Here is a 20,755-nt window from a genome sequence, read left to right as displayed (position 1 = left end):
AGGTACTTGCTCTTTTTTTACTACTGCGCCCTGTTCCGCAACTGGCTGTAATACAGCTCGCTGTAGAAGCCGCCTTGTTCCAGCAATGCGTCATGGGAACCCTGCTCCATGAGCTGACCATCCTTCAATACGAGAATTCGATCGGCTTGACGAATCGTGTTCAGCCTGTGGGCGATGACAAAGCTGGTGCGGCCTTGCATCAGACGTTGTAACCCTTCCTGGATTTTGATCTCCGTGACGGTATCGATACTGCTTGTTGCTTCATCCAACACGAGAATGGACGGGTCAGCCAAAATTGCCCGGGCAATCGCAAGCAGCTGCTTCTGCCCTTGACTGATACCACTTCCGTCAGCCTGAAGCACTTTGTCGTATCCGTCCTTCATCCGCACGATGAACGAATGCGCATTCGCCAGCCTTGAAGCAGCCTCCACCTCTTCATTGGTCGCATCCAGACGACCGAAACGGATATTTTCCCGAATCGTGCCCTGGAACAGGAATGAATCCTGAAGGACAAATGCCATATGCGAGCGCAAATTTTCGCGCCGAATGGTCGTAATGTCACGTCCATCCACTGTAAGCGTACCGGCTGTAGCATCATAGAAACGGGATAACAGCTGTATTAATGTCGTTTTCCCTGCCCCAGTCGGGCCTACCAAAGCAATCATCTCACCCGGTTTCGCTTCAAAGTTGATCTCATGCAAAATATTACGCCCTTCATCGTATCCAAAGGATACCTTGTCAAAGCGAACGGCTCCCTCCACTTTGTCCATAGACACCGCTGCGCCTTCATCCTTCGCTTCCTCATCCTCATCCAGGACTTCGAACACCCGCTCTGCCCCGGCAATTGCAGACAGCAGCGTATTCCACTGGTTTGCCAGATCGTTAAGCGGACGTGTGAACTGACGAGCGTATTCCACAAAGATGATAATCACCCCGACTGTAACCGAACCCTGAATCGCCAGAATTCCACCGATGCCTGCAACAATTGCAAAGCTCAGGTTGTTCAGACCATTCATCAACTTGGGAATAAAGCCGGAGATCGTCTGCGCCCAGAAACCGGACAACCGGATGTTTGTATTTCGTTCCTCAAACCCGCGAATGACCCGCTCTTCCTGGGAGAATGCCTTGATAATCTTCTGCCCGGACAATGTTTCCTCAATGTACCCATTAAGTTCGCCCAGATTGCGCTGACGCTGCTTGAACAACGGCCCGGTTCTGCGTGTAATCCAGCGCATGCCAATAGCCATCAGCGGTACTACGATAAATGTAAGTAAGGTGAGCAATGGACTTAGCCAGAGCATCACGCCAAACGTGCCAAGCAAGGTTAATATACTGGAAAAAATCTGTATGGCTGAGCTGTTCAGCGTACCGCTGACATTCTCGATGTCATTCGTAACCCGGCTCATAATCTCACCCTGCTGACGCTTGCCGAAGAATGGAATCGGCAGTTTGTGCAGATGAGCGAACAGATCATACCGCATGCGGAACACGGTCTCCTGTGCAATTTCGATCATCCATATATTTTGCAGCCATGATGTCAGGGAGAACAGAACATAGACTGCCACCAGACCCAATAAAAATGTCGTCCAGCTGGAACTCGTTGCTTCTCCATCAATGAATTTATCCACAGCCACACCGACCATATAAGGTCCAAGCAAAGCGAGTGCAGAACTGGCAAATACCATTAGCAGCACCATAGCCAGCTTGACCTTGCGACGTGCCAGATACGTCCAGATCCGGCCTAACGTACCAGACCAATTCTTCGCCCGTGCCTTAGGCTTGCGTCCTCCACCCGCCTTCAGCGTCTCGGGATCAATCAACGGTGGGGGCTGACGGAAAGGTTCAGTGAATGCTTTGAACATGTGGTGTACCCTCCCCGTATTGTGATTCATAGATTCGGCGATACAGCTCGGAGGAATCCATCAAATCCTCATGTTTCCCCTGACCAATCAGACGCCCATCGTCCAACAACAGAATCAGATCCGCAGAGGTGGTTGAACTGATTTTCTGCGTAATAATGAACGTTGTACATGACAGCTCTTCCAGCGCATCCAGCAGCCTTGCTTCTGTCGCTACGTCGAGTGCACTTGTACTGTCATCCAGAATCAAAATACTCGGACGACGTATCAATGCACGGGCAATCGAGAGCCGCTGCTTCTGTCCACCCGACAGATTGACTCCCCGCTGACCCAGCTGTGTATCGTAGCCATTTGGCAACTTCTCAATGGTCTCGTGAATCTGGGCACGCCGCGCTGCTTCCTTAATCTCTTCGAGCGTTGCGTCCTCCCGCCCCCAGGCGATGTTATCTCTTACCGATCCGGTAAAGAGAACCACTTCCTGCGGTACATAACCGATAGCTCCACGCAGTGAAGCAATATCCAGGCGAGCTGCGTCTTTGCCATCAATACGAACCTTGCCCTGATCTTCGGTATAAAGTCTTGGAATGAGCTGAACCAGTGAGGATTTCCCCGAACCCGTCGCTCCCAAGATGGCGATACGCTCACCTCGGTTCGCTGAGAACGTAATATCTTCCAATACGGTAATCTCACTGCCCGGGTAGCTGAATCCCACACCCCGAAAATCAACTGCACCCTGGATAACAGGATTTCCTTTCCCAGCTTGTACGGAACGATCTTGTTTTAAAGAAAGACTTGGCTGCTCTGTTGATTGCTTTGTTTTTTGTCCTGTGTGTACGGCTTTCCCTCCCCCTTCACCTTGTGCCATTTCCGATACATCCTCTGTATCAAAAACTTCGTTAAGCCGCTGTGCCGAAGCACTCGCTCTGGAGAAGGTCACCAGAATCCAGGAAAGTGCAGACATTGCGCCAATGGTGCGGAGCAGATAGTTAATGACGGCGACGACTTCACCCACGGTTGCACTCCCGGTAATGATGTCACGACGTCCAAACCATAACACGGCGATGATACAACCATTCATCATGAGCAGCATGAATGGCATCGTTGTCTCCGTCAGGCGCAGCGCGGAGATCGTGCCTTTCATCAGCTTGCCGCTGTATGTGGCGAAGCGTTCAATCTCGTGGCCCATCCGGACGAAGACACGGATCAGCCGAATGCCTGTCAGATTTTCCTGGATGACTCCGTTCACGGCATCCAGTCTGCGCTGCACATTGCGGAACAGCAGCGCCGCCTTTTTGATCATCCAGACGACAACCACAAGTAATACAGGCACCATCACCACGAGCAGCAGACCCAGCTTCGGATTCACCACAACCGCCATGATCATGCTGCCAATCACTACGAGCGGCACACGCGTCATGAATCGCAGACTCATAAAGATCGTATCCTGCACCTGTGTAACGTCCCCGGTCAATCGGGTAATCAGGGATGATGTAGAAAAACGGTTAAAGACGGCATAAGAGAGCGCTTGCACTTTGTCATACAGCTTCTCCCGCAGATCATAACCGAAGCCGAGACTCGCATGTGACGCAAAAAACGAACTCGCAATACCCGCGGCAAACGCCACGACGGCACTACCCACGAGCACCCCACCCCATAGCCAAACTACGGCCAGATCTCCTTGCTGGATACCGTTATCAATGATCTTCGAGATCAGATAGGGTTGAGCCAATTCGACCGTCAATTCAATCAGCATCATGACCAGTGCTGCGATGGCGGCGACTCGATACTTCTTCAAGTAGTACAACAGCTTGATCATTTACCATTCCTCCGGCCCGGAGCGCTTGTTACCGTGACTCATTTTTTGTGTCCACGCAGCCAGCTCCGTTAGTCACTTTCCATAACTCTATGTAAAATTTCACGTATCCAATACGCTTATTATATCGCATTTTGAACGACCAAATCGCTAATATCTTACTTTCCTTCTTAATTATTAACCTAAAATGGACATGGGAACATCGATCTATGATAAAAAAACAGAGCAGCGTGCCTAAATCAGGAATGCAAATGGGTACAATACGTATTGCCCCTTAGTAATGCATTATTTTGTTATCTTTGGCAACTCTATTAACCAACGTGGATATTCTGGAAATGGAGGCCTTGTGATGCCACAATTCATCCTGAACCATTTACCCAAATGGGGAGTGCTAATGGAAGTCTTTTTTCTTTCGGCTGTTCCACTGCTCATTCTACTCACCATCAGACAGATTAAAATATTTGATGGGGCTTACAGCCAAAGAAAACAAAAATTAGAGGAAATACAACGGGAAGACCAACGAGGACTCGACTCGGGCGATACGCGAACAGCATCAGATGAGGAAATACTTTCTTATACGGATGACTATCAACTTAACCTGGACAAATTCAGGAAAGCTGCTCTGGATATGGATGATGTCAACGAGAGAACGATCTTTCTCCAAAATTTGAAAGCCAGAGGCATCTTGTTTTTTGTGGACGGCCTTACCGACAAACCGGGACTCGACCAGAATATATTAAAGCCGCTTCTGGACTGGGCAAGTAAGCCCTTAACGGATGAACATATTAGAAATGAAAAGCTAGAGGATTACCTTGTACAACAAGTCTTGTTAATTTCGGAGACCGAATGGATCGTCGATGTCCATCAAGCATTACGAAAAGTCCTGTTCGGTTCCACCATGCTGTTAGTTGAAGGCATGCCAGGTGCCCTGCTGTTGGGAAGCTCTCGCGGCCAGACCCGTTCCGTAGAGGAACCCATCTCAGAAGCCGTTCTTCGCGGACCAAGAATCGGCTTCACCGAAACGTTAAGCGACAATACGGCCATGTTGCGCAGACACGGAGAAAATAAAAGCCTTGCCATGACGTCCTATCAAGTCGGTAAGCGGGTGCAAAAAAAGTTGATGGTTATATATTTCAAGGATATTGCCAATGAAGAGTTGGTGGCAGAGGTCAAACGGCGCATAAGAACCATTGACGTGGATGAAGTATTGGAGAACGGTTATGTGGAACAGCTCATCGAAGACAATTTTTTGAGTCCATTTGCCCAAATACAAAATACAGAACGCCCTGACCGGGTTATGAGTTCCTTGCTGGAAGGTCGAGTAGCCATATTGTTGGATGGTTCTTCCTATGCGCTGTTAATGCCCGTCACCTATGCCATGATGTTACAATCCCCGGAGGATTATTATGAACGCTGGCTTCCTGGCTCGCTGATCCGCATTCTTCGTTTTGTCTGCACGTTCATTTCCCTTTTCGCTCCTGCCCTGTACATTTCATTTATTTCGTTTCATCCCGGCCTGATTCCAACCAAATTGGTTGTTTCCATCATCGCCACAAGGAAAGGCGTTCCCTTTTCGACACTCATTGAGGCACTGATCATGGAAATCGCTATTGAAGTATTGCGCGAAGCAGGACTGCGACTTCCTAAACCTATCGGTCCCGCCATGGGAATCGTAGGTGGACTGATCATTGGACAGGCTGCGGTAAATGCAGGAATCGTCAGTCCCATTTTGGTCATTGTCGTTGCCGTGACAGCCATCTGTTCCTTTGCGACGCCAATGTACAGCGCAGGGTTATCCATGCGCCTGCTGCGTTTTCCAATTATGTTTAGCGCTGCGATGTTCGGATTGTATGGTGTAATCATGTCTTTTCTCTTCCTGACCATCCATATGCTCAAGCTGAAAAGCTTCGGCATTTCTTATGTCAATCTGGCCGTCCCCCAGTCCTTGAAAGACTGGAAAGACTATGTGATCCGTGTACCTCTGCAATTCATGAAATATCGTCCCGAGGTGCTCAAGCCCAAGGAATCCAAACGCAAAGATTAGATGGAAAGGAGCATTCCTGATGTCAGCCGGAATTCCTGAAACGAAACAGTTAACCACGTTACAGACGCTAGCGCTTATTCTTTGTTTCATGATTGGAGCGGAATTGTTTACCCTGCCAAGGGAGATAATTAGCAAAGTAAGCACTGTCGACGCTTGGATATCGGTTGTTCTGGGGGGCATATTCAGCTTCTGCACAGCCTGGATCATTATCTTGCTCGGCCAGCGATATCCGCATTTCACCTTTTATGAATACGTACAAGAAATTACTGGCAAGCTTATCGGAAAATGCATCGGGCTTGTTGTCGTTCTATATTACATTCATCTTGCCAGTTATGAGTTAAGGTCTATGGAAGAAATGGCTTCCTTCTATCTTCTGGAGGGGACACCAGGATGGGCGATATTGGCTTGCTTTGTCTGGATATCTCTATACTTGTGCATGGAGGGTATCAGCACAATCGGGAGATTATGCCAGATTATTATTCCCATATCCATAACCGTGCTTATTCTTATCTATTCTTTAGGATTTACCGCTTTCGATATGAATAATCTTCGTCCCCTCGTTGCCAAGGGATGGACACCGATCATGAAGGGCATTCCATCCACTACACTCGCCTTCAGCGGAAGCGAATGTTTCCTGTTTGTATTGAGTCGGATGCAGGCTCCCAAGAAAGCAGCTAAAGTCATGGGCTTGGGGATCGGCCTTGCCGTTATCTTTTATACGTCAGCCGTAATCATCTGTATTGGGGTCTTTTCCCTGGACGGGGTGTTGACGCGCACCTGGCCTTTCTTCGATCTTGCCCGCAGCGTGGAATTCGAAGACCTCCTGCTGGAACGATTCGAATCCCTGCTCTTGGCTATCTGGATACTTCAGATTTTCTCCATTTTTTCTATTATTTTTTATTGTGCAGCTCTGGGCGTTTCCCAAATTTTCAATTTATCCTACAGGATAAGCATGTTCCTGATTTTGCCGTTCATTTGCCTCATTTCCCAGTTACCTAAAGACATCAACGAAGTTTTTGCTCTGGGAGCATACATAGGTAAGGCCAATCTGGTCTTGTTCTCATGCTTGCCTGTACTGTTGCTTCTCATTTCACGTTGGCGGGTGAATTCTCCATGAAGAGTTGGAAGCGTCGCTTGAGATACACCTGCTTGATTACATGTTGCTTCCTGCTTGCTGGCTGCTGGAGCAGTTCCCCCATTGAGGAGAGGAATTTGGAAGCAGGCATTGCGTTGGATGCCGAACCTCAGAAAACGGAGACGTCGGTCCGAGAAACCCAGCAACAACATCCGAAATATCAGATTCGAAGAACTGTTCAGTTCGTTCTTCCGGAAGAGGCAAGCAGTTCAGGCTCTCCTTCACAGGGAAACAAGTTTTATAATGAAGAAGAGCTTGGCGATTCAATCATGGAAATGACAAGAGAATCCTATCTCAGCAATCAGTCTCCGGCAGGATTTCATCTTAAAACCATTGTTATTAGTTCGGAATTACTTCAAAAAGTTCCCCTTCAGGAACTATTGGATTTTTATTTGGCGGATAACGACATTCGACTGAGTATTCTGCTCTTAACAAGCACCGGTACAGCAAGCGATGTGTTCAAGGAAATGATATCGGGGAAAACGCCAGCCTTCATGCTGAAAGATCTTTTTGACAACCGCAGCCACACCAATCGCCTCGTCAAGCCCGTAACTCTCGCCAAAGTGATCGGACCGCTAAAATCGAGGTCCAGCTTTGTGTTACCCAACGTCATCAGGATTAGGGATGGAATCACACTGTCTGGTGCAGGGGTTATCAGGGGGAACACACAAAAATATGCAGGATATCTGAATAAAATGGATGTAGAAGGACTGCAATGGATTACAGGAGATTTGACAGGTGGGATTGTAAAAGGTACCGATTCCCGTTCGCAACGGAATTTCGTCTATGAGATCAAATCGGCAAAAAGCAATATTCAGGCTCACGTTAATAAAAACGACATTTCGTTCCATGTGAAAATTTCATCGGTGGGTCGCCTTTCTGAAAGCTTTGTTTCTGATGCAAATAAAATGAAGGATCAGAAACTGCGCGAAGAAGCAGGTGTTGTTCAGGACAAGATCAAGGAGCTGGCACAGCAAACGGTATCCAAGATGAAAAAAATGCGGGTGGAGGTAGCACATATGGGCCAAGCCTTGCGAATTCAACACCCCGATATGTGGGAGCAAGTGAAGGACCATTGGGATCAAGTCTTTGCAACCGTACCCGTGACCTTTGAGGTGAAGGTGGACATTGAAGATTTCGGAGCCTCTACGATAACCACGAATTGATAATGCCCTCCAAAATCAAGGGGGTATATGAAGCAGTGCCCGGCGTTCGCCAGGCGCTGCTCGATCAGATCTTATCTTTAGCGGCTGCGCCGGGAGACATTCACCCATTCCGGCGTTCAGCAGATCGGGGCTAAGCGTTAAATCCGCTCCGGGTAACCACGCACGCCTGATACACTTTCAAACCTCAAGTGCAAATATAAAAAACGCACACTGCAAAAGTGTGCGCTTAATTTCTCCTCCTCCTACTGCAGCATCGTATCCCGTTCAATATACACGTGATATCGTTCGTGAAACACATTCGCAAGTGGAATGAACAACAAATCATCCTCGGCATAGCGAAAAGCGAACCCATGCGGCCCGGTTTCCTTGGTGAAACTTTCCTGAAGGGCATCTTCGCTCAGCTGAAGCCGCAAATAGTCACTTTCTTCAGAGAGCGCAGCCAAAATGTACGGCCCATACGCAAGAGACACCAGTTCCTTCCGGTCCGGCGCCGTTTCCACGCGGAGCCTGCAGTCGAAGAAAAGCTTGATCTCGTCTCCATCCTGCCAATCCCGGCTGATGCATATATACCCTTCAGGGTCGTCAGCCATGTCGGCTGGCTGGCCGTTGATTTCCATGCCGCAATCCGGCCCGGCCCAGTAAGGACGACGAATCTTCAATGTAAAAGCCCCTGTCCCCTCCACCCGCAGCGTCACTTTACCTGGATCGTATCGCTCCGCGTCCAGTGTCAGCTTCACCTGCCGTTCCCGCCAATGGAGGGTTGAAGGGATCAACAAATTAACATATAGCGCGGAGTCATCGTAATGATAAATCGCCTCCGGATATTTAAAATGGTTCTCCAATCCGGTGCCATGGCAGCAGGTATTCCCCGCTACGTCAAAAGACTTTGTCCTGCCGGGTGCCAGCGGCATGAAATACGTGCTGCCTCCCGTCGGTTGATGATCGCAGGAGGCCAAAATGTGATTAAACATCGTACGCTCGTAATAATCCATATATTCCGTTGCCGGATGATAAACAAACAATTCCTTCGTCAATTTCAGCATGTTGTACGAGGCGCAAGTTTCCGCGGTTCTATCGCTGAGACACTCTCCAATTCTGTCTGGCTGCCGGAACATTTCGCCTTCTCCCGTGCCGCCGATCGAATAGATATGCGAACCCGTAACGGCCTGCCAAAAAAAACGGGACATGTCGTAATACACCTTCTCCCCGGTAGCCTGGAATATTTTCAGGGCGCCGATGACCTGAGGGATATGCTGGTTGGCATGGAGGCCGCCAAGGGCATCAATACCCGCGCGCAGCGGCACAAACAGACGATCGTTTTCAAACAGGTTGGCCGCCCCCAGATGTTCGGGCTTATGCGTCATGGAGTATAACTCGGCAAGCGATTCGTTCATGCCGCCAAATTCGCCGGCGATGTACATGCTCCACATGGTTTTGAGCACGCGGTTAGGGAGCCTGTTCAAACGGTGATACACCCAGTCGCCGAGCTGATCAGCGATCGTCAGCGCCGTACGAATTCCCAAATGGCGGTAGCAGTCCAGCAACCCGGCAAAGATCTTGTGCAGGGTGTAGTAAGGAGCCCATATTTCCGGATAGCGGGTAAACTTCTCCAACTGGTCAAATTGTTCCTCTGTGTAACCGCTGAGGAAGCCGGCATGAATTCCGGCTTGGCCCGCAAAAGCCTGCTGGCATTCTTCCAGCGAAGCGATCATGTACTCTGCCTTCCGCTTGATGTCCTCATCCCCCGAAGTCGCATAGCACAATGCCAGCGCGGACAGATAGTGCCCGGTCGTATGCCCCCTCAGCAAGCAGTCGGGCGAATCCCAACCGGTCATTTCCGGAGCTCCGCGCGTATCCAGTCCGGCGGCAGCTCGGAAATTATATAACATCTGGTCGTCATTGACATTTCTCAAAAAGACCAGACTTCTGTCCTGAGCCGCTTTAAAGACGGTACCGTCCTTCAGCACCACCGCATCAGCGGGAAAGCCGTGCACGGCAGGAGTGGTGTCCATCGTTTCCCGTTCAAGCTGCCCGGCTGCCATCCAAACTTCCGCACTTACCGGAAACGCCGTGTCTTTCAGGACCCCTTTAAACATGATAGGACCGGGCTCATCAACAATGCATGCCTCCCCCTGTTCCCAATCCACCGCATGGGAAATGATCTCTCCCTCGGTCGTTTCGACCACGGCGACCGTCGGCAAATAAAACGGCCTCCCCTTTTCCTCTTTCAGCAGTATCGGATAAATCCGTGACACTCCAATTTGATTCTTTTCTTCCAAAATGGTCACTTCAAAGACTTTTTCCTTGATGCAATCGCCATATCGAAACGTTGCGCGCAGCGGAACCGTGCGTTTGCCAATGCCGTATTTCGGCCGGGTTACCGTGCCGTCGTCATGGAGAAAGCGGGAATCCCCTGATGTCCAGTTGATTTTTGAGCCGTATTTCCCTTCCAGGGGCAAGCGGAGATCGAATTCCACCGTGGCCAGATTGCCTAAATACAGCGTCTCCATATCCTTGATTACGATGCTTTCATCCTCTTTAACCAAACCCATGTCATGCCCCCCCCTATTCGCTTGTGGATGTTCCAATCACCTTCCACTGTTGAATGCCTGTGGATGTCGTTGCCTTGGCCTTCATGGTTAGGCGGATTTTCGTCGTTGTTACCGGATCGAAGGTGGTCACATTATACTTATCCGGAAGAACGCCATATTCGGAAGGATCAGGCACCTTCACCCAATCGGTCCCCGTCCAATACTGGATGTAAAACGACGCTGGCAGATCGATCCCGTCATGATCGGCAAACCAGTATACCTCACTTGACGAGAGGGTAAACGGCCGGTCAAAGTCATACTGCACCCACTGCTCGGTCCCACGAGTATCCCAGTTCCCGTAAATCTGGTGTCCCCTGTCCGCCGAGCTTGTCGGCTCGTATTCGTCATTTAGTCCCACCAGGCTTTCCCAAGGCGAGACGTAGGAGGCCGTAATGTTCCCTTCAACCGCTACGTTTGGATTTACCGGTCCCGGCGGTTCGACAACGGGCGGAGATGGTTTATCGGCGGCAAGAGCTGCGATATCGGCCGCAAGCAGCCCACGCGAATAGAGCTTGATTTCATCGAGACTTCCGGCAAAATAATGTTCGTTCGTCCCAGACTTTCCGATATACTTGTTCGCTCCATTCAGAAGGGATCGGATGCTGCCTGGATTCACATCCGAGGTCCTGGCCAGCTCAGCCCCATCCAGGTAAAGGATTGCCGTGCTTCCGGATAGGGTGACCGCCGCATGATGCCATTGTCCGGATGTTACGCCGCTGCCAGCAATGTTCACGGCTCCGGTCCCCTGCGGGCCCGGTGCCGTCAAGCGTAACGTTCCGCCAGCTTCGATGGATAACGCCATGGATTTGCCTGGGGGTGAGCCAAAATCGAAAATGCGTACGTTGGCTGCGTTTATATCAGAGCTGCCGGGGGATGAGGCATCCGGACTCCCGGCCACGTTTACCCATGCGGAGAATGTGAAGTCCTGGGCTCCTTTCAGCATCCGATCTGGAAGCTTCATGTAGCTTGACGACCCGTTCAAGCCCAATCCTCCGCCTCTTGCGCCGTCCGTCCGAGAAGCATGATAAACGGCAGCATCATGGCCCGCACCGGAATAATCCAGGGCGATACCGGAATCCTCAGCCTGTTTTTCATCAAACAAGTAATCTCCCGCCAGTTCTCCCTGGCCGACATTTAATGTGAATTCCTTTTGAACCGGGGCACTCTTTTCGTCATAATCCCGGAGTTGTACCGTAAACCTGTAGCTGCCTTTGGCCCCACCGGATACTTTTCCCGCGATCTTGCCCGTAAAACGGTCCAGCGTCAATCCCTCCGGCAGTGTTCCCCCTGCAATATTCCAATCATAGAAAGGGACTCCGCCTTCCGCCTGAAGCTTCAGCTCATAATTCTGTCCTGGCTTAGCATTGGGAACCGGGGTGTTTTTAATGGCAGGGCTAAGGAAAGGCGTCAGTGAACGATTCAATGTCCAGCCCGCTTTTTCCGCAATCAACAGCGTCAGTTTGGTCAGCATCCAGCGCTTGTTGTGAAAGAGATGTGTACGGCCGCCGTTCTGCCCGCTGATTCGGTCCCAGTATTGCGGTTCTCCAGGAATATGGTAGGTGTCATCCAACGGAACCGGGACCCCTTGGTACGCGACGATATTGTCCGCCATTCCCCCGCTGCGTTTATAGGCAGCCATCCCTCTCCAGCTGTGGGAAAACGCAAGCGCATGCCCGAATTCGTGCATGATGAGTCCGTATACGTCCGTAGAGGTGTCTGACATCTCCGTCAGGTACCATTTCTCATCATCCAGCGAGCTAAACGGCGTCGCAGTATCGTAAAAGTCCAAAATGGTGAGAAGCGAACGATGGATTCTGTCGGGAACCGTCACTCCGTTACGTTTATGATATTTCCCGTTGTCGGACGCTCCGCCAGTGGAATAAGGCTCGTTAAGCCCTCTGAGGTAGACCCACATTCCGTTGTAAGGCTCATTATTGGTCACCGAGATATGCCCGTCAAAATTATCCTGCGGCAGCCGGGTGACTTCCGAGTTCACCGGGACGGTATCGAAGGGCTCCATATCAAAGAAATAGAACCAATCCTTGATTGCCTGCTCGCTGGCGTTTCGGATCGCGGGATCGCTGAAATAAGGCTGGATCGTGTCATATCTATAATCAAATTTCAGCGGCAGGCTCGGCTCTCTGTCATCATCCTGGTCCCATACACGAATCGGGGTGGTTTGTTTTTGGACATTGCCATTGGCATCCGTGACCGTGAGCTCCAACGTATAATGTTCGATTTCACCGTTGCCTCCAATTCGGTCGGGATGAATTTCGAGCAGAAAGTGCTTGCTTTCACCGGTATTTTGAAACGTCAGCGTCTTTGCCGCCCCTGTCTCGCTCAAGGTGCTCGGCCGGTCCATCATCAGGCGAGAAGTACCTTTGGCCTTGATGTCAATCGTCAATGGATAGGCGGCGTCTTTCGGCGGAACAACGTTCAGTTTCACATACGGATTGGCGATGTATCCCTGCCAGTCTACCAGTTCGACGCCGTAATCGTTGAGCGTTCTTCCGAAAATGTCAATGATCTTCGCCTCGCCGTTGGTTGAATTCGGTTTCACGGGCTCGGCCGCGGCCGGGAATGCACATAAGGAAAACAACAGCGCAAAGCTAAGCGCCATGGATAACCATTTTTTCATGTTCATTCCTCCTCATTTCATTTCTTATAAAATTGCTCTCTGGCATCCGAAATGCCTGAATGAAACTGGATCAAAGCAGCGGCGCGAATCCGGCGGACATGCTCCATCGCTTCAAGCAGGTGAGGTTCCCGATCCTTCCCCAGCACTCCAGCATCCCGGCAAATGGCGGCCGCCGCAACACTGCCTTGAGCCATAGCGACCAGCACGCTTTCGATTCCCGTAATATTGCCGGCGACGTACAGGCCCTCTACTGGCGTTCGCATGTCCTCATTGTGCAGCGGAATATGGCCGCCCAGTTCCTTTGCATACACCAGGGGACACCCGGCCACCGCGGCCAATTCCGCGAGTGGAGATAAACCGCCGGCAAGGGCCACAAAATCGACGTTCTCCTCCCGCTCGCTGCCCGGAATAATTTCGCCTCTCCCGGTTACATCCGCCAGCGTCACGGATTCCACGTGATGCTCGCCGTTAATGGATATCGCAGAAGTGCGGAGCCGTAAAGGAATATCCCATATTTTAAGCCCGCCCCGCGGATAAAAGCGGCATACCGCGCCAGCCAACCCAAGGCTCGCGCCCAGCTTTCCTCCGATTCTCATTAGCGGAGACGGAGCCAAATGAGCAAGGTCCAGCAGACGTTTCATCGCTTCTTTTGGCAGGGCTTCTTTACCGGATATGGAATTTCGTTCTGGCAGCACGATCCCGGCGAGCGAAATCCCGCTAACGGACAGTTCGCGGGCAATTGCCATCGCGAGCACGTTCACGCCGATGATTAGCCCGCGGCGTCCCGGCTTCACATAGTGCACATTGGCCATCACTTGGGCTGCACCGATCGACATAACCCCTGGCAGCGTCCAGCCCGGAATCGGCTGAGGAATTTCGGAAGCGCCAGTGGCGAGCAGCACCCTTGCTGCCGTGAACGATCCGCCCGCGACTCTGACGACCCAGCGCTGTTCAATTCGGAGTATGCTGTGAACGGAAACGCCGCAGCGGATATCCACTCCCTTGACGCTGCATTCTTCTATCAGCTGTTCTGCAACCTGCCTGCCAACCCACCATCTCCCTTTTTCCTCATGGAATTGTCCAAGCATGCGCCCGCCCGGCTGCGGGAATTCATCCAGCACAGCTACACTCAAGCCATGCTCGGCCGCCGCTGCGGCGGCTGATAATCCCGCCGGACCGGCTCCAACAATCAACAGATCGAATGACGTCATGGCAGCTTCCTCCCCGTAATTTCATTGGAAAGCTGCCGCCCTTCCGAAATGCGCATCCCCTCTTCGAGCGGGGTAAGACAGGAGCGCACCTGCCCCCTCCCTTCCACGTTCAGTCGGCATTCCATACAGTGGCCGATGGCGCAGTACAGCCCGCGAGCGGTGCCGGACTCCTCATGCCTGCGCAGTCTGCGAATCCCCGAGGCCAGCAGGGCCGCAGCAATCGGTTCGCCCTGAAGTCCGGTCAGCGTTCTGCCGTCAAACGTAAAGCTGACCGGTTCCTTCCCCCTCTTCAGCGGACCCAAAATCGGATGATTCGTAATCCGTTCCATTACGCTTCACCATTAGCCAGCTGGCCAAAGGTCACCGGACGCACCGGAGGACGGTGGGGCAGCAGTTCCGGATCGCGGGCAGACTCCGGATTTTTGGCATGCACCCAGGTTTCGAGGAGATGCCTGCATATCCTGCCCTGGCAGGCTCCCATACCGGCCCGTGTTTTCATTTTTAGCTGCCTTGAAGTATGGCATCCTGACTCGTATGCGGCCTCCAATTGAATGAGGGTTACTTCTTCGCATCGGCAAATGATCATGGAAGAGCGTTTCATGGGAACCCTCCTATCGATAAGAAATGGCACACGTCTTAAGCTCGGTAAAGAAGTCCAGTGCAGCCTGGCCCTGTTCGCGCGTATGGGAACTTGACAGCTTCATGCCGCCAAAAGGCGCCTGATACTCAACACCCGCGGTTTCCTGATTGACACGGACCATTCCGGCCCGGGCCTCGTCCAGGAACCGATGGGCATGCGATAAATTTTGAGTAAACAGCGAAGCGCTCAGCCCGTAAATCGATTGATTGCACAAAGCCACCGCTTCGTCAAAGTTGGCTGCTTCCAGCACCGTGGCGACGGGTCCGAATATTTCCTCCTGGATCAGGGGGTGTCCTGCGCCTACGCCAGCGGCCACGATCGGCCGGATATAATAACCATCCTGATCTCCGGAGAGCGGCGGACCTTGCGCCAGAATATCCGCTTGTTCGCTCGCCATATGCACATAAGACATCACGGTTTCGTACTGGCTTGCAGAAGCCACGGGACCAAGGTAAGCCTCGCTGTCAAGTGCCGGAGCCAGCTTGATTTTGGACAAGGCATACGACAATTTCTTGATGAACGAATCATAGATTCCCGACTCAACGATAATCCGGCTTGTTGCCGTACATTTTTGGCCCGCCGACCGAAACGCACCGCTGACAATGAGCGGCACAGCCGTTTCAAGATCAGCGTCGTTTAATACGACAGCAGCATTTTTGCCGCCCATTTCGGTCTGATATTTGATATTGCGATTGGCGCAAATTTGGGCAATGCCAAGGCCTGTGGAGGTGGAGCCGGTAAAACTTACGGCGTCCAAAGGAGTTTGCTCAAGCATCGCTTTACCGATCTGGCTGCCCTTGCCGATAACCAGATTGATGACACCTGGCGGAAGCCCAGCCTCTTCAAACAGTTCAGCCAGCCTGGTCGCGGTCAGCGATGCAAGTTCCGCCGGTTTCCATACCACTGTGTTTCCGCAAATCAGCGCGGGTGCTATTTTCCAGATCGGAATGGCAACGGGGAAATTCCATGGCGTAATGATGCCCGCCACGCCGAGAGAAACCTTCCTGGTGAATTGCAGCACATTCTGCTCGCTGGAAGGGATGACCGCCCCGTTCGCCCGGAGTCCCTCGGCGGCGTAATAACGCAGCAGGTTCAATCCCCGGCTTACTTCCCCGCGCATTTCCGCAATCGGCTTCCCCATCTCCATGCTTGCGAGGTTAGCGACGTCATCCGATTTTGACTGAAGCACATCCGCCATCCGTTCCAAATGACCGGCTCTGACAGGGCCGCTCAAGCCAGACCAGGAGCCGTAAGCTTCACGCGCCGCCTGCTCTGCCTGAATGACTTGTGATGAATCCGATAAATGCAGCACCCCCACCTGCTCCTTGGTGTTGGATGGGTTGATTACGGCGCACTCTCCCGCTGTCGGCTCTATCCATTCTCCCCCGATCCAGTTGCGGCTGTTTTTCATTTGCGTTCCTCCTTTTGCAGGATTCATAATTCAGCTTTATTGGTTAAGGCTTCATGGCTGGCTTATTTCGCGCTTCACGGCAAACTCAAATGCTTCTTTGATGGCGATATAGTCGGCTGCCGGGAGTGGAAGGCGAGGCGGACGCGTCGGCCCTACCGGGAATCCGGCCAGTTCCATCATATATTTGATCGATTGGACAAGCTGCGGACTGGCATCAAAGTGGAACAAAGGGAGAAGATGGCGATATAGAACAGTCGCCTCCCGAACTTTACCTTGTCTCGCCAGATTGAATAACTCCACTCCTTCCTTAGGCAGAGCATTTGGCACGCCCGAAATCCAGCCCGTTGCCCCGCACAGCGCACCTTCCATAGCCAAATCGTCAACGCCGATCATCACTTCCAGATCCGTATGGGCCAAAATATCGTGCACGCGGCGGATGTCCCCGGAGAATTCCTTCACGGCCACGACATGTTCAAGCTCGGAAAGCCTGGAAAGCAGCTGGGGAGTCAAATCAACTTTGTAATCATGCGGGTTGTTGTAAACGATGATTGGCAAACCCACCTCATTCACCGCTTCATAATGAGCGATGACCTCAGACTCAAGCGGTTTGTAATTGATCGGTGGCAGTGCCATTACGCCGGCAGCTCCCGCGTCCTTGGCATGCCGTACCCAATCTGCCACTTGCTTGGTGGATGGCGCCGCGGAACCGACGACTACAGGCACTCGGCCTGCCGCGGTTTCGATGACCGTCTCCACAACCTTGGCCCGCTCCTCCCGCGTTAATGTCGCATATTCGCCTAATGATCCAGCCGGGATCAAGCCGTTTACGCCTTGTGAGATAAGGTCATCGCAAAGCTCCGCCAGACGTTTGTAATCGACCTCGTAATCCGCTGTAAACGGTGTGACAAGCGCGACATAAACTCCTTCAAATGTTGCCATATTGACATTTCCCCCTTCAGTGTTATCCATTTCAATATCAACCTCGATTCAGTACAGAACAAAACCTTCCGGCAGCGAGTCTGACGGATCGAGCAAGAAATTCATGAATCCCAGGATGTGAGCGGTTCCGGTGAGCCGAGGAATGACGGCTCTATACCCGTAAATGTCCTTTTCCCCTTCGATGCTTCCCACGATTTCCGCGCCAGTGATCCCTTCATAAACGATCTGCTGCCCTGGCTTCAGCGAACCGCAGGAATGCAGGACCGCCATGTGAGCGCAGGTGCCAGCCCCTCCTGGCGACCGGTCAAGCTGCTCTCCAGCAAATACAGCCGTGCAGCGATATGCGAGCAGGTTCGGGTTTCGGTCATCGCACGATGCATCTCCCCTTTGATAAAAAAAGACGCCGTGAATTCCGGATATCCAGTCCAGGTGCGGATGCTTCACCTCAAGCCGCCGTTCGACCTCCTCGCGGATCAGCCTGCCCCATTCACGCAGCTTCGGAAGGTTGAACACATCCCCGTCTCCCAAAGTTGACATATCGACCACAGCATAAAACTCACCGCCAAAAGCGACATCGACCCTTACCTCCATGCCTTGAACCTTCACCGCAAGCTGCTCGGCATAAACGAAGCTTGGGACATTCAAAAAAGAAACTGACCGGACTTCATGTCCGTCGAAATCGGCAAATGCCTTGACCGTTCCGGCCGGGCAGTCGATCAGAACGCCGTTGGCAGCGTCCGAAGCAGATAGCTGCCCCGTCGACGCCCATGCCGCAACGGCGGCGATGATTCCGTGGCCGCTGATGGCCGAAAGGCCTTCCTGGTTCAGGAATAACAATCCAAAGCTCGCTTCTGCCGTTGTCGGTGCCGTTACAATCGCTCCCGTCATCTCACGATGCCCTCGCGGTTCAGCCAGCAGCAGCTTTCTGGCGGAATCGAAATGCCGTTTGAAAAATAAAGACTTCGCATGCTGAGAGGAGCCATTGATCTGAGGCAACCCCCCGGTGATGATCCGCAGCGGCTGACCGCAGGAATGCGTATCGAGCGCCGCATACCACTTCGTTGTTTCCATAATGCCGCCCTCCGGTAAAATTCATTAGAGCAGGAAAAACCCCTGACTCAACGGATCCTGCTCCTGATAAACAAACTGATGAAAGCCCGTAATCCACGCTGAACCGGATATTTCGGGGATGACTGCTGCCAAACCACCCACGGTCGTTTCTTCCAATACTTTTGCCTGGAACAAGGAGCCTACGATGCTTTCATGCACGAACTCCTCCCCTTTTTGCAGCTCCCCCTTGGCGTGAAGCACGGCAACTTTCGCCGAAGTTCCCGTGCCGCATGGAGAGCGGTCAATGCCGCCAGGGGGTACGACAACCGTATTCCGACAGTTGGCGGACGGCGAGACCGGGTCACTGTAAAACTCAATATGAGTGAGTCCGCGAATGACGGGAATTTCGGGATGTACCACCTCGATTTCGCGATTGATCGCCTCCCGGATCTTGATCGCCAGCTCCACGATCTCTGAACCCCGTCCGGGAACGAGTGGCAGATGAAGCGGGCGCGCGTCCACAAGCCCGTAAAAATTGCCGCCATACGCAATATCAACGGAAATGATGCCAATACCGTCAACGCGAACCCGTACATCCGATTGGTATAAAAAAGAAGCGATGTTTGTGAACGAAACCTGCTTTACCTTCCCGTCCTCCACTGTAAGCTTTGCTTTAACCATTCCTGCTGGCGTATCCAAATGGATAACATCTTTGTTCCCGGGGTAAATTCCTCCCTCGATCAGTGCCGTGCATAGGCCAATCGTGTCGTGTCCGCACATCGGCAAATATCCACCGCTTTCGATAAAGACAACCCCAATGTCTGCACTTTTGTTGCACGGCGGGGTCAAAATGCAGCCTGACATCACTTCATGCCCCCGCGGTTCCAACATTAGAGCCCGGCGGAAATGGTCGTAATGTTCGGACATGTACACCATCTTCTCGGTCATTGTACGGCCGATCAGCTCGGGTGCTCCGCTTGTCACGGTCCGGGTGGGGTTCCCCCCCGTGTGTGTGTCGATTGTGCTCACCAGCTTGGATATTCTCAAAAGATTACCTCCTGTCGGCCCGCTTCGTGGCGGAAACGGTCATAACGCAGCGGATCAACCGGAATACAGGTCTCCGCTCCGTTCAACATTTCGCTAATGACTTTTCCCGTAACGGCGGCCAGGCTGATGCCATCACCTTCGTGTCCGGCCGCGATGTAGAACCCGGGAATTTCATCAACGGCAGATACAATCGGCAGATGATCCGGTGTCCAGGGACGCAATCCCGCGTAGGTTCGAAGCAGCGGAATCTGTTCCAGGGCAGGGAAAAAGCGAATTGCCCTTTCGGCGATAAGCCGGATGACCTCCTGGTCCACGCGAGCGTCCATCCCTACAAATTGGCGGCTCGATCCAATCAGAAAATTTTGCGATGCGGTCGGTTCGAATACAAGCGCGATCCCGTATTGTTCAAATTTCGGGTCAACGCTCCGCTTTCCGCCAAACTTGCTGATCAGGTAACCAAATTCCATCACCTTTCTCTTCCCGATGCTTTCCCAGCGGGAAGCGACCAGAATGTGCCCTTTGCGGGGTTCGATCGGAATATCCAGCCCGACCATTTGTCCAATATGCTTCGACCATACTCCGGCAGCATTGATGACGGTCTGTGCATGAATCGTGCCGCCGGTGGTCTCTACCCCGCGGATTCTCCGCTGAGCATCAAGCATAATCGCCGTAACGGATGTATGAACCCGCAGCCTGGCTCCATACCGGCGAGCGGCGGATGCCAGCGAATAGGTGAGCAGCACCGGATTTACCGTGGAATCCGTTGCGCACTCTAAGCCGCCGAGCAGATCTTCGGCCAGCGCTGGCCATTCGCTGCGCAGATCTTTTTGGTCGAGCATACGGAACGGAAGGCCGGCCTCCCTCTGGCGTAAAACCCAGTTTTCGGCGGCAAGCATCTCCTCTTCCGTCTCGCAGACAAGGATGCTTCCGGGGGCGCGATACTCAAATTCCTCATCGAGCTCCCGGGCCCATTCCGCCACCAGTTCCTGCGATTTTAAGGACATCTGGCTGTCAAAGCCGGGATCCTTGTCAATCGCAAGAATATTGCCGTCGCATTTGGAAGAGGTCCCTCCGGCGAGTTCTCCCCGCTCCACCACAACCACATCCATACCTTGCCTCGCCGCATAATAAGCGATGGACATGCCGATAATCCCGCCGCCGATAACAACAACCTCCGCAGATTCAGCATTCATGAATCGATCCCTTGCCTC

Annotated in this window: 15 protein-coding genes; 3 read left to right on the top strand and 12 right to left on the bottom strand. The window is 52.2% G+C overall.

The genetic code is table 11. The features are described 5' to 3' along the window. Nucleotides 1–20 precede the first annotated feature (20 nt). Nucleotides 21–1,862: an ABC transporter ATP-binding protein gene (locus tag MHB49_RS05945; RefSeq protein ID WP_405155418.1), complete on the bottom strand. Its 1,842-nt coding sequence runs from the start codon at nt 1,860–1,862 to the stop codon at nt 21–23. Next, complete coding sequence (locus MHB49_RS05940) at nt 1,843–3,675, bottom strand: ABC transporter ATP-binding protein (RefSeq protein WP_405155417.1); 1,833 nt, start codon at nt 3,673–3,675, stop codon at nt 1,843–1,845. The genes MHB49_RS05945 and MHB49_RS05940 overlap by 20 nt, the downstream gene beginning before the upstream one ends. A gap of 346 nt (nt 3,676–4,021) precedes the next feature. Between MHB49_RS05940 and MHB49_RS05935 the strand changes: the two genes are divergently transcribed. Genes MHB49_RS05935 through MHB49_RS05925 form a run of 3 tightly spaced genes read left to right on the top strand, consistent with a single transcriptional unit; the run spans nt 4,022 to nt 8,017 of the window. Continuing rightward, the gene (locus MHB49_RS05935) at nt 4,022–5,716 is read left to right on the top strand and encodes a spore germination protein (RefSeq protein ID WP_405155416.1); all 1,695 of its coding nucleotides are present in this window, start codon (nt 4,022–4,024) and stop codon (nt 5,714–5,716) included. 19 nt (nt 5,717–5,735) lie between these two features. Then, nucleotides 5,736–6,833: a GerAB/ArcD/ProY family transporter gene (locus MHB49_RS05930; RefSeq protein WP_405155415.1), complete on the top strand. Its 1,098-nt coding sequence runs from the start codon at nt 5,736–5,738 to the stop codon at nt 6,831–6,833. Next, nucleotides 6,830–8,017, top strand: coding sequence for a Ger(x)C family spore germination protein (locus MHB49_RS05925; RefSeq protein ID WP_405155414.1), 1,188 nt, complete (start codon nt 6,830–6,832; stop codon nt 8,015–8,017). Before MHB49_RS05930 ends, MHB49_RS05925 begins: the two co-directional genes overlap by 4 nt. A 242-nt stretch (nt 8,018–8,259) precedes the next feature. Here the strand turns inward: MHB49_RS05925 and MHB49_RS05920 are convergent, their stop codons facing one another. Genes MHB49_RS05920 through MHB49_RS05875 form a run of 10 tightly spaced genes read right to left on the bottom strand, consistent with a single transcriptional unit; the run spans nt 8,260 to nt 20,737 of the window. Then, a complete protein-coding gene (locus MHB49_RS05920) occupies nt 8,260–10,569 on the bottom strand; it encodes a beta-L-arabinofuranosidase domain-containing protein (RefSeq protein WP_405155413.1) in 2,310 nt (769 codons plus the stop codon). Nucleotides 10,570–10,582: 13 nt separating this feature from the next. Continuing rightward, the gene (locus MHB49_RS05915) at nt 10,583–13,246 is read right to left on the bottom strand and encodes a LamG-like jellyroll fold domain-containing protein (protein WP_405155412.1); all 2,664 of its coding nucleotides are present in this window, start codon (nt 13,244–13,246) and stop codon (nt 10,583–10,585) included. Between the two features lie 17 nt (nt 13,247–13,263). Continuing rightward, on the bottom strand, nt 13,264–14,457 hold the full coding sequence (locus tag MHB49_RS05910) for an NAD(P)/FAD-dependent oxidoreductase (protein ID WP_405155411.1): 1,194 nt from the start codon (nt 14,455–14,457) through the stop codon (nt 13,264–13,266). After that, the gene (locus MHB49_RS05905; RefSeq protein WP_192263924.1) at nt 14,454–14,786 is read right to left on the bottom strand and encodes a (2Fe-2S)-binding protein; all 333 of its coding nucleotides are present in this window, start codon (nt 14,784–14,786) and stop codon (nt 14,454–14,456) included. Before MHB49_RS05905 ends, MHB49_RS05910 begins: the two co-directional genes overlap by 4 nt. Continuing rightward, nucleotides 14,786–15,058 carry a (2Fe-2S)-binding protein gene (locus tag MHB49_RS05900; RefSeq protein WP_379377124.1) on the bottom strand — a complete coding sequence of 91 codons (273 nt, stop codon included), beginning with the start codon at nt 15,056–15,058 and terminating at the stop codon, nt 14,786–14,788. Before MHB49_RS05900 ends, MHB49_RS05905 begins: the two co-directional genes overlap by 1 nt. Before the next feature lie 10 nt (nt 15,059–15,068). Next, complete coding sequence (locus tag MHB49_RS05895) at nt 15,069–16,508, bottom strand: aldehyde dehydrogenase family protein (protein WP_405155410.1); 1,440 nt, start codon at nt 16,506–16,508, stop codon at nt 15,069–15,071. Between the two features lie 51 nt (nt 16,509–16,559). Continuing rightward, complete coding sequence (locus MHB49_RS05890) at nt 16,560–17,447, bottom strand: dihydrodipicolinate synthase family protein (RefSeq protein ID WP_405155409.1); 888 nt, start codon at nt 17,445–17,447, stop codon at nt 16,560–16,562. Between the two features lie 48 nt (nt 17,448–17,495). Next, nucleotides 17,496–18,518 (bottom strand): proline racemase family protein, encoded by a 1,023-nt coding sequence (locus tag MHB49_RS05885; protein ID WP_405155408.1) that lies wholly within the window; start codon nt 18,516–18,518, stop codon nt 17,496–17,498. 24 nt (nt 18,519–18,542) lie between these two features. Further along, complete coding sequence (locus tag MHB49_RS05880; RefSeq protein ID WP_405155407.1) at nt 18,543–19,544, bottom strand: proline racemase family protein; 1,002 nt, start codon at nt 19,542–19,544, stop codon at nt 18,543–18,545. Next, nucleotides 19,541–20,737, bottom strand: coding sequence for an NAD(P)/FAD-dependent oxidoreductase (locus MHB49_RS05875; RefSeq protein WP_405155406.1), 1,197 nt, complete (start codon nt 20,735–20,737; stop codon nt 19,541–19,543). Before MHB49_RS05875 ends, MHB49_RS05880 begins: the two co-directional genes overlap by 4 nt. Nucleotides 20,738–20,755 lie beyond the last annotated feature (18 nt).

The sequence above is a fragment of the Paenibacillus sp. FSL K6-0108 genome, from assembly GCF_045040695.1.
In the GTDB taxonomy this organism is placed as follows: Bacteria; Bacillota; Bacilli; order Paenibacillales; family Paenibacillaceae; genus Paenibacillus; species Paenibacillus pabuli_B.
The sequence above is the reverse complement of the archived record's forward strand: the minus strand, read 5'-3'. Positions and strand labels throughout refer to the sequence as shown.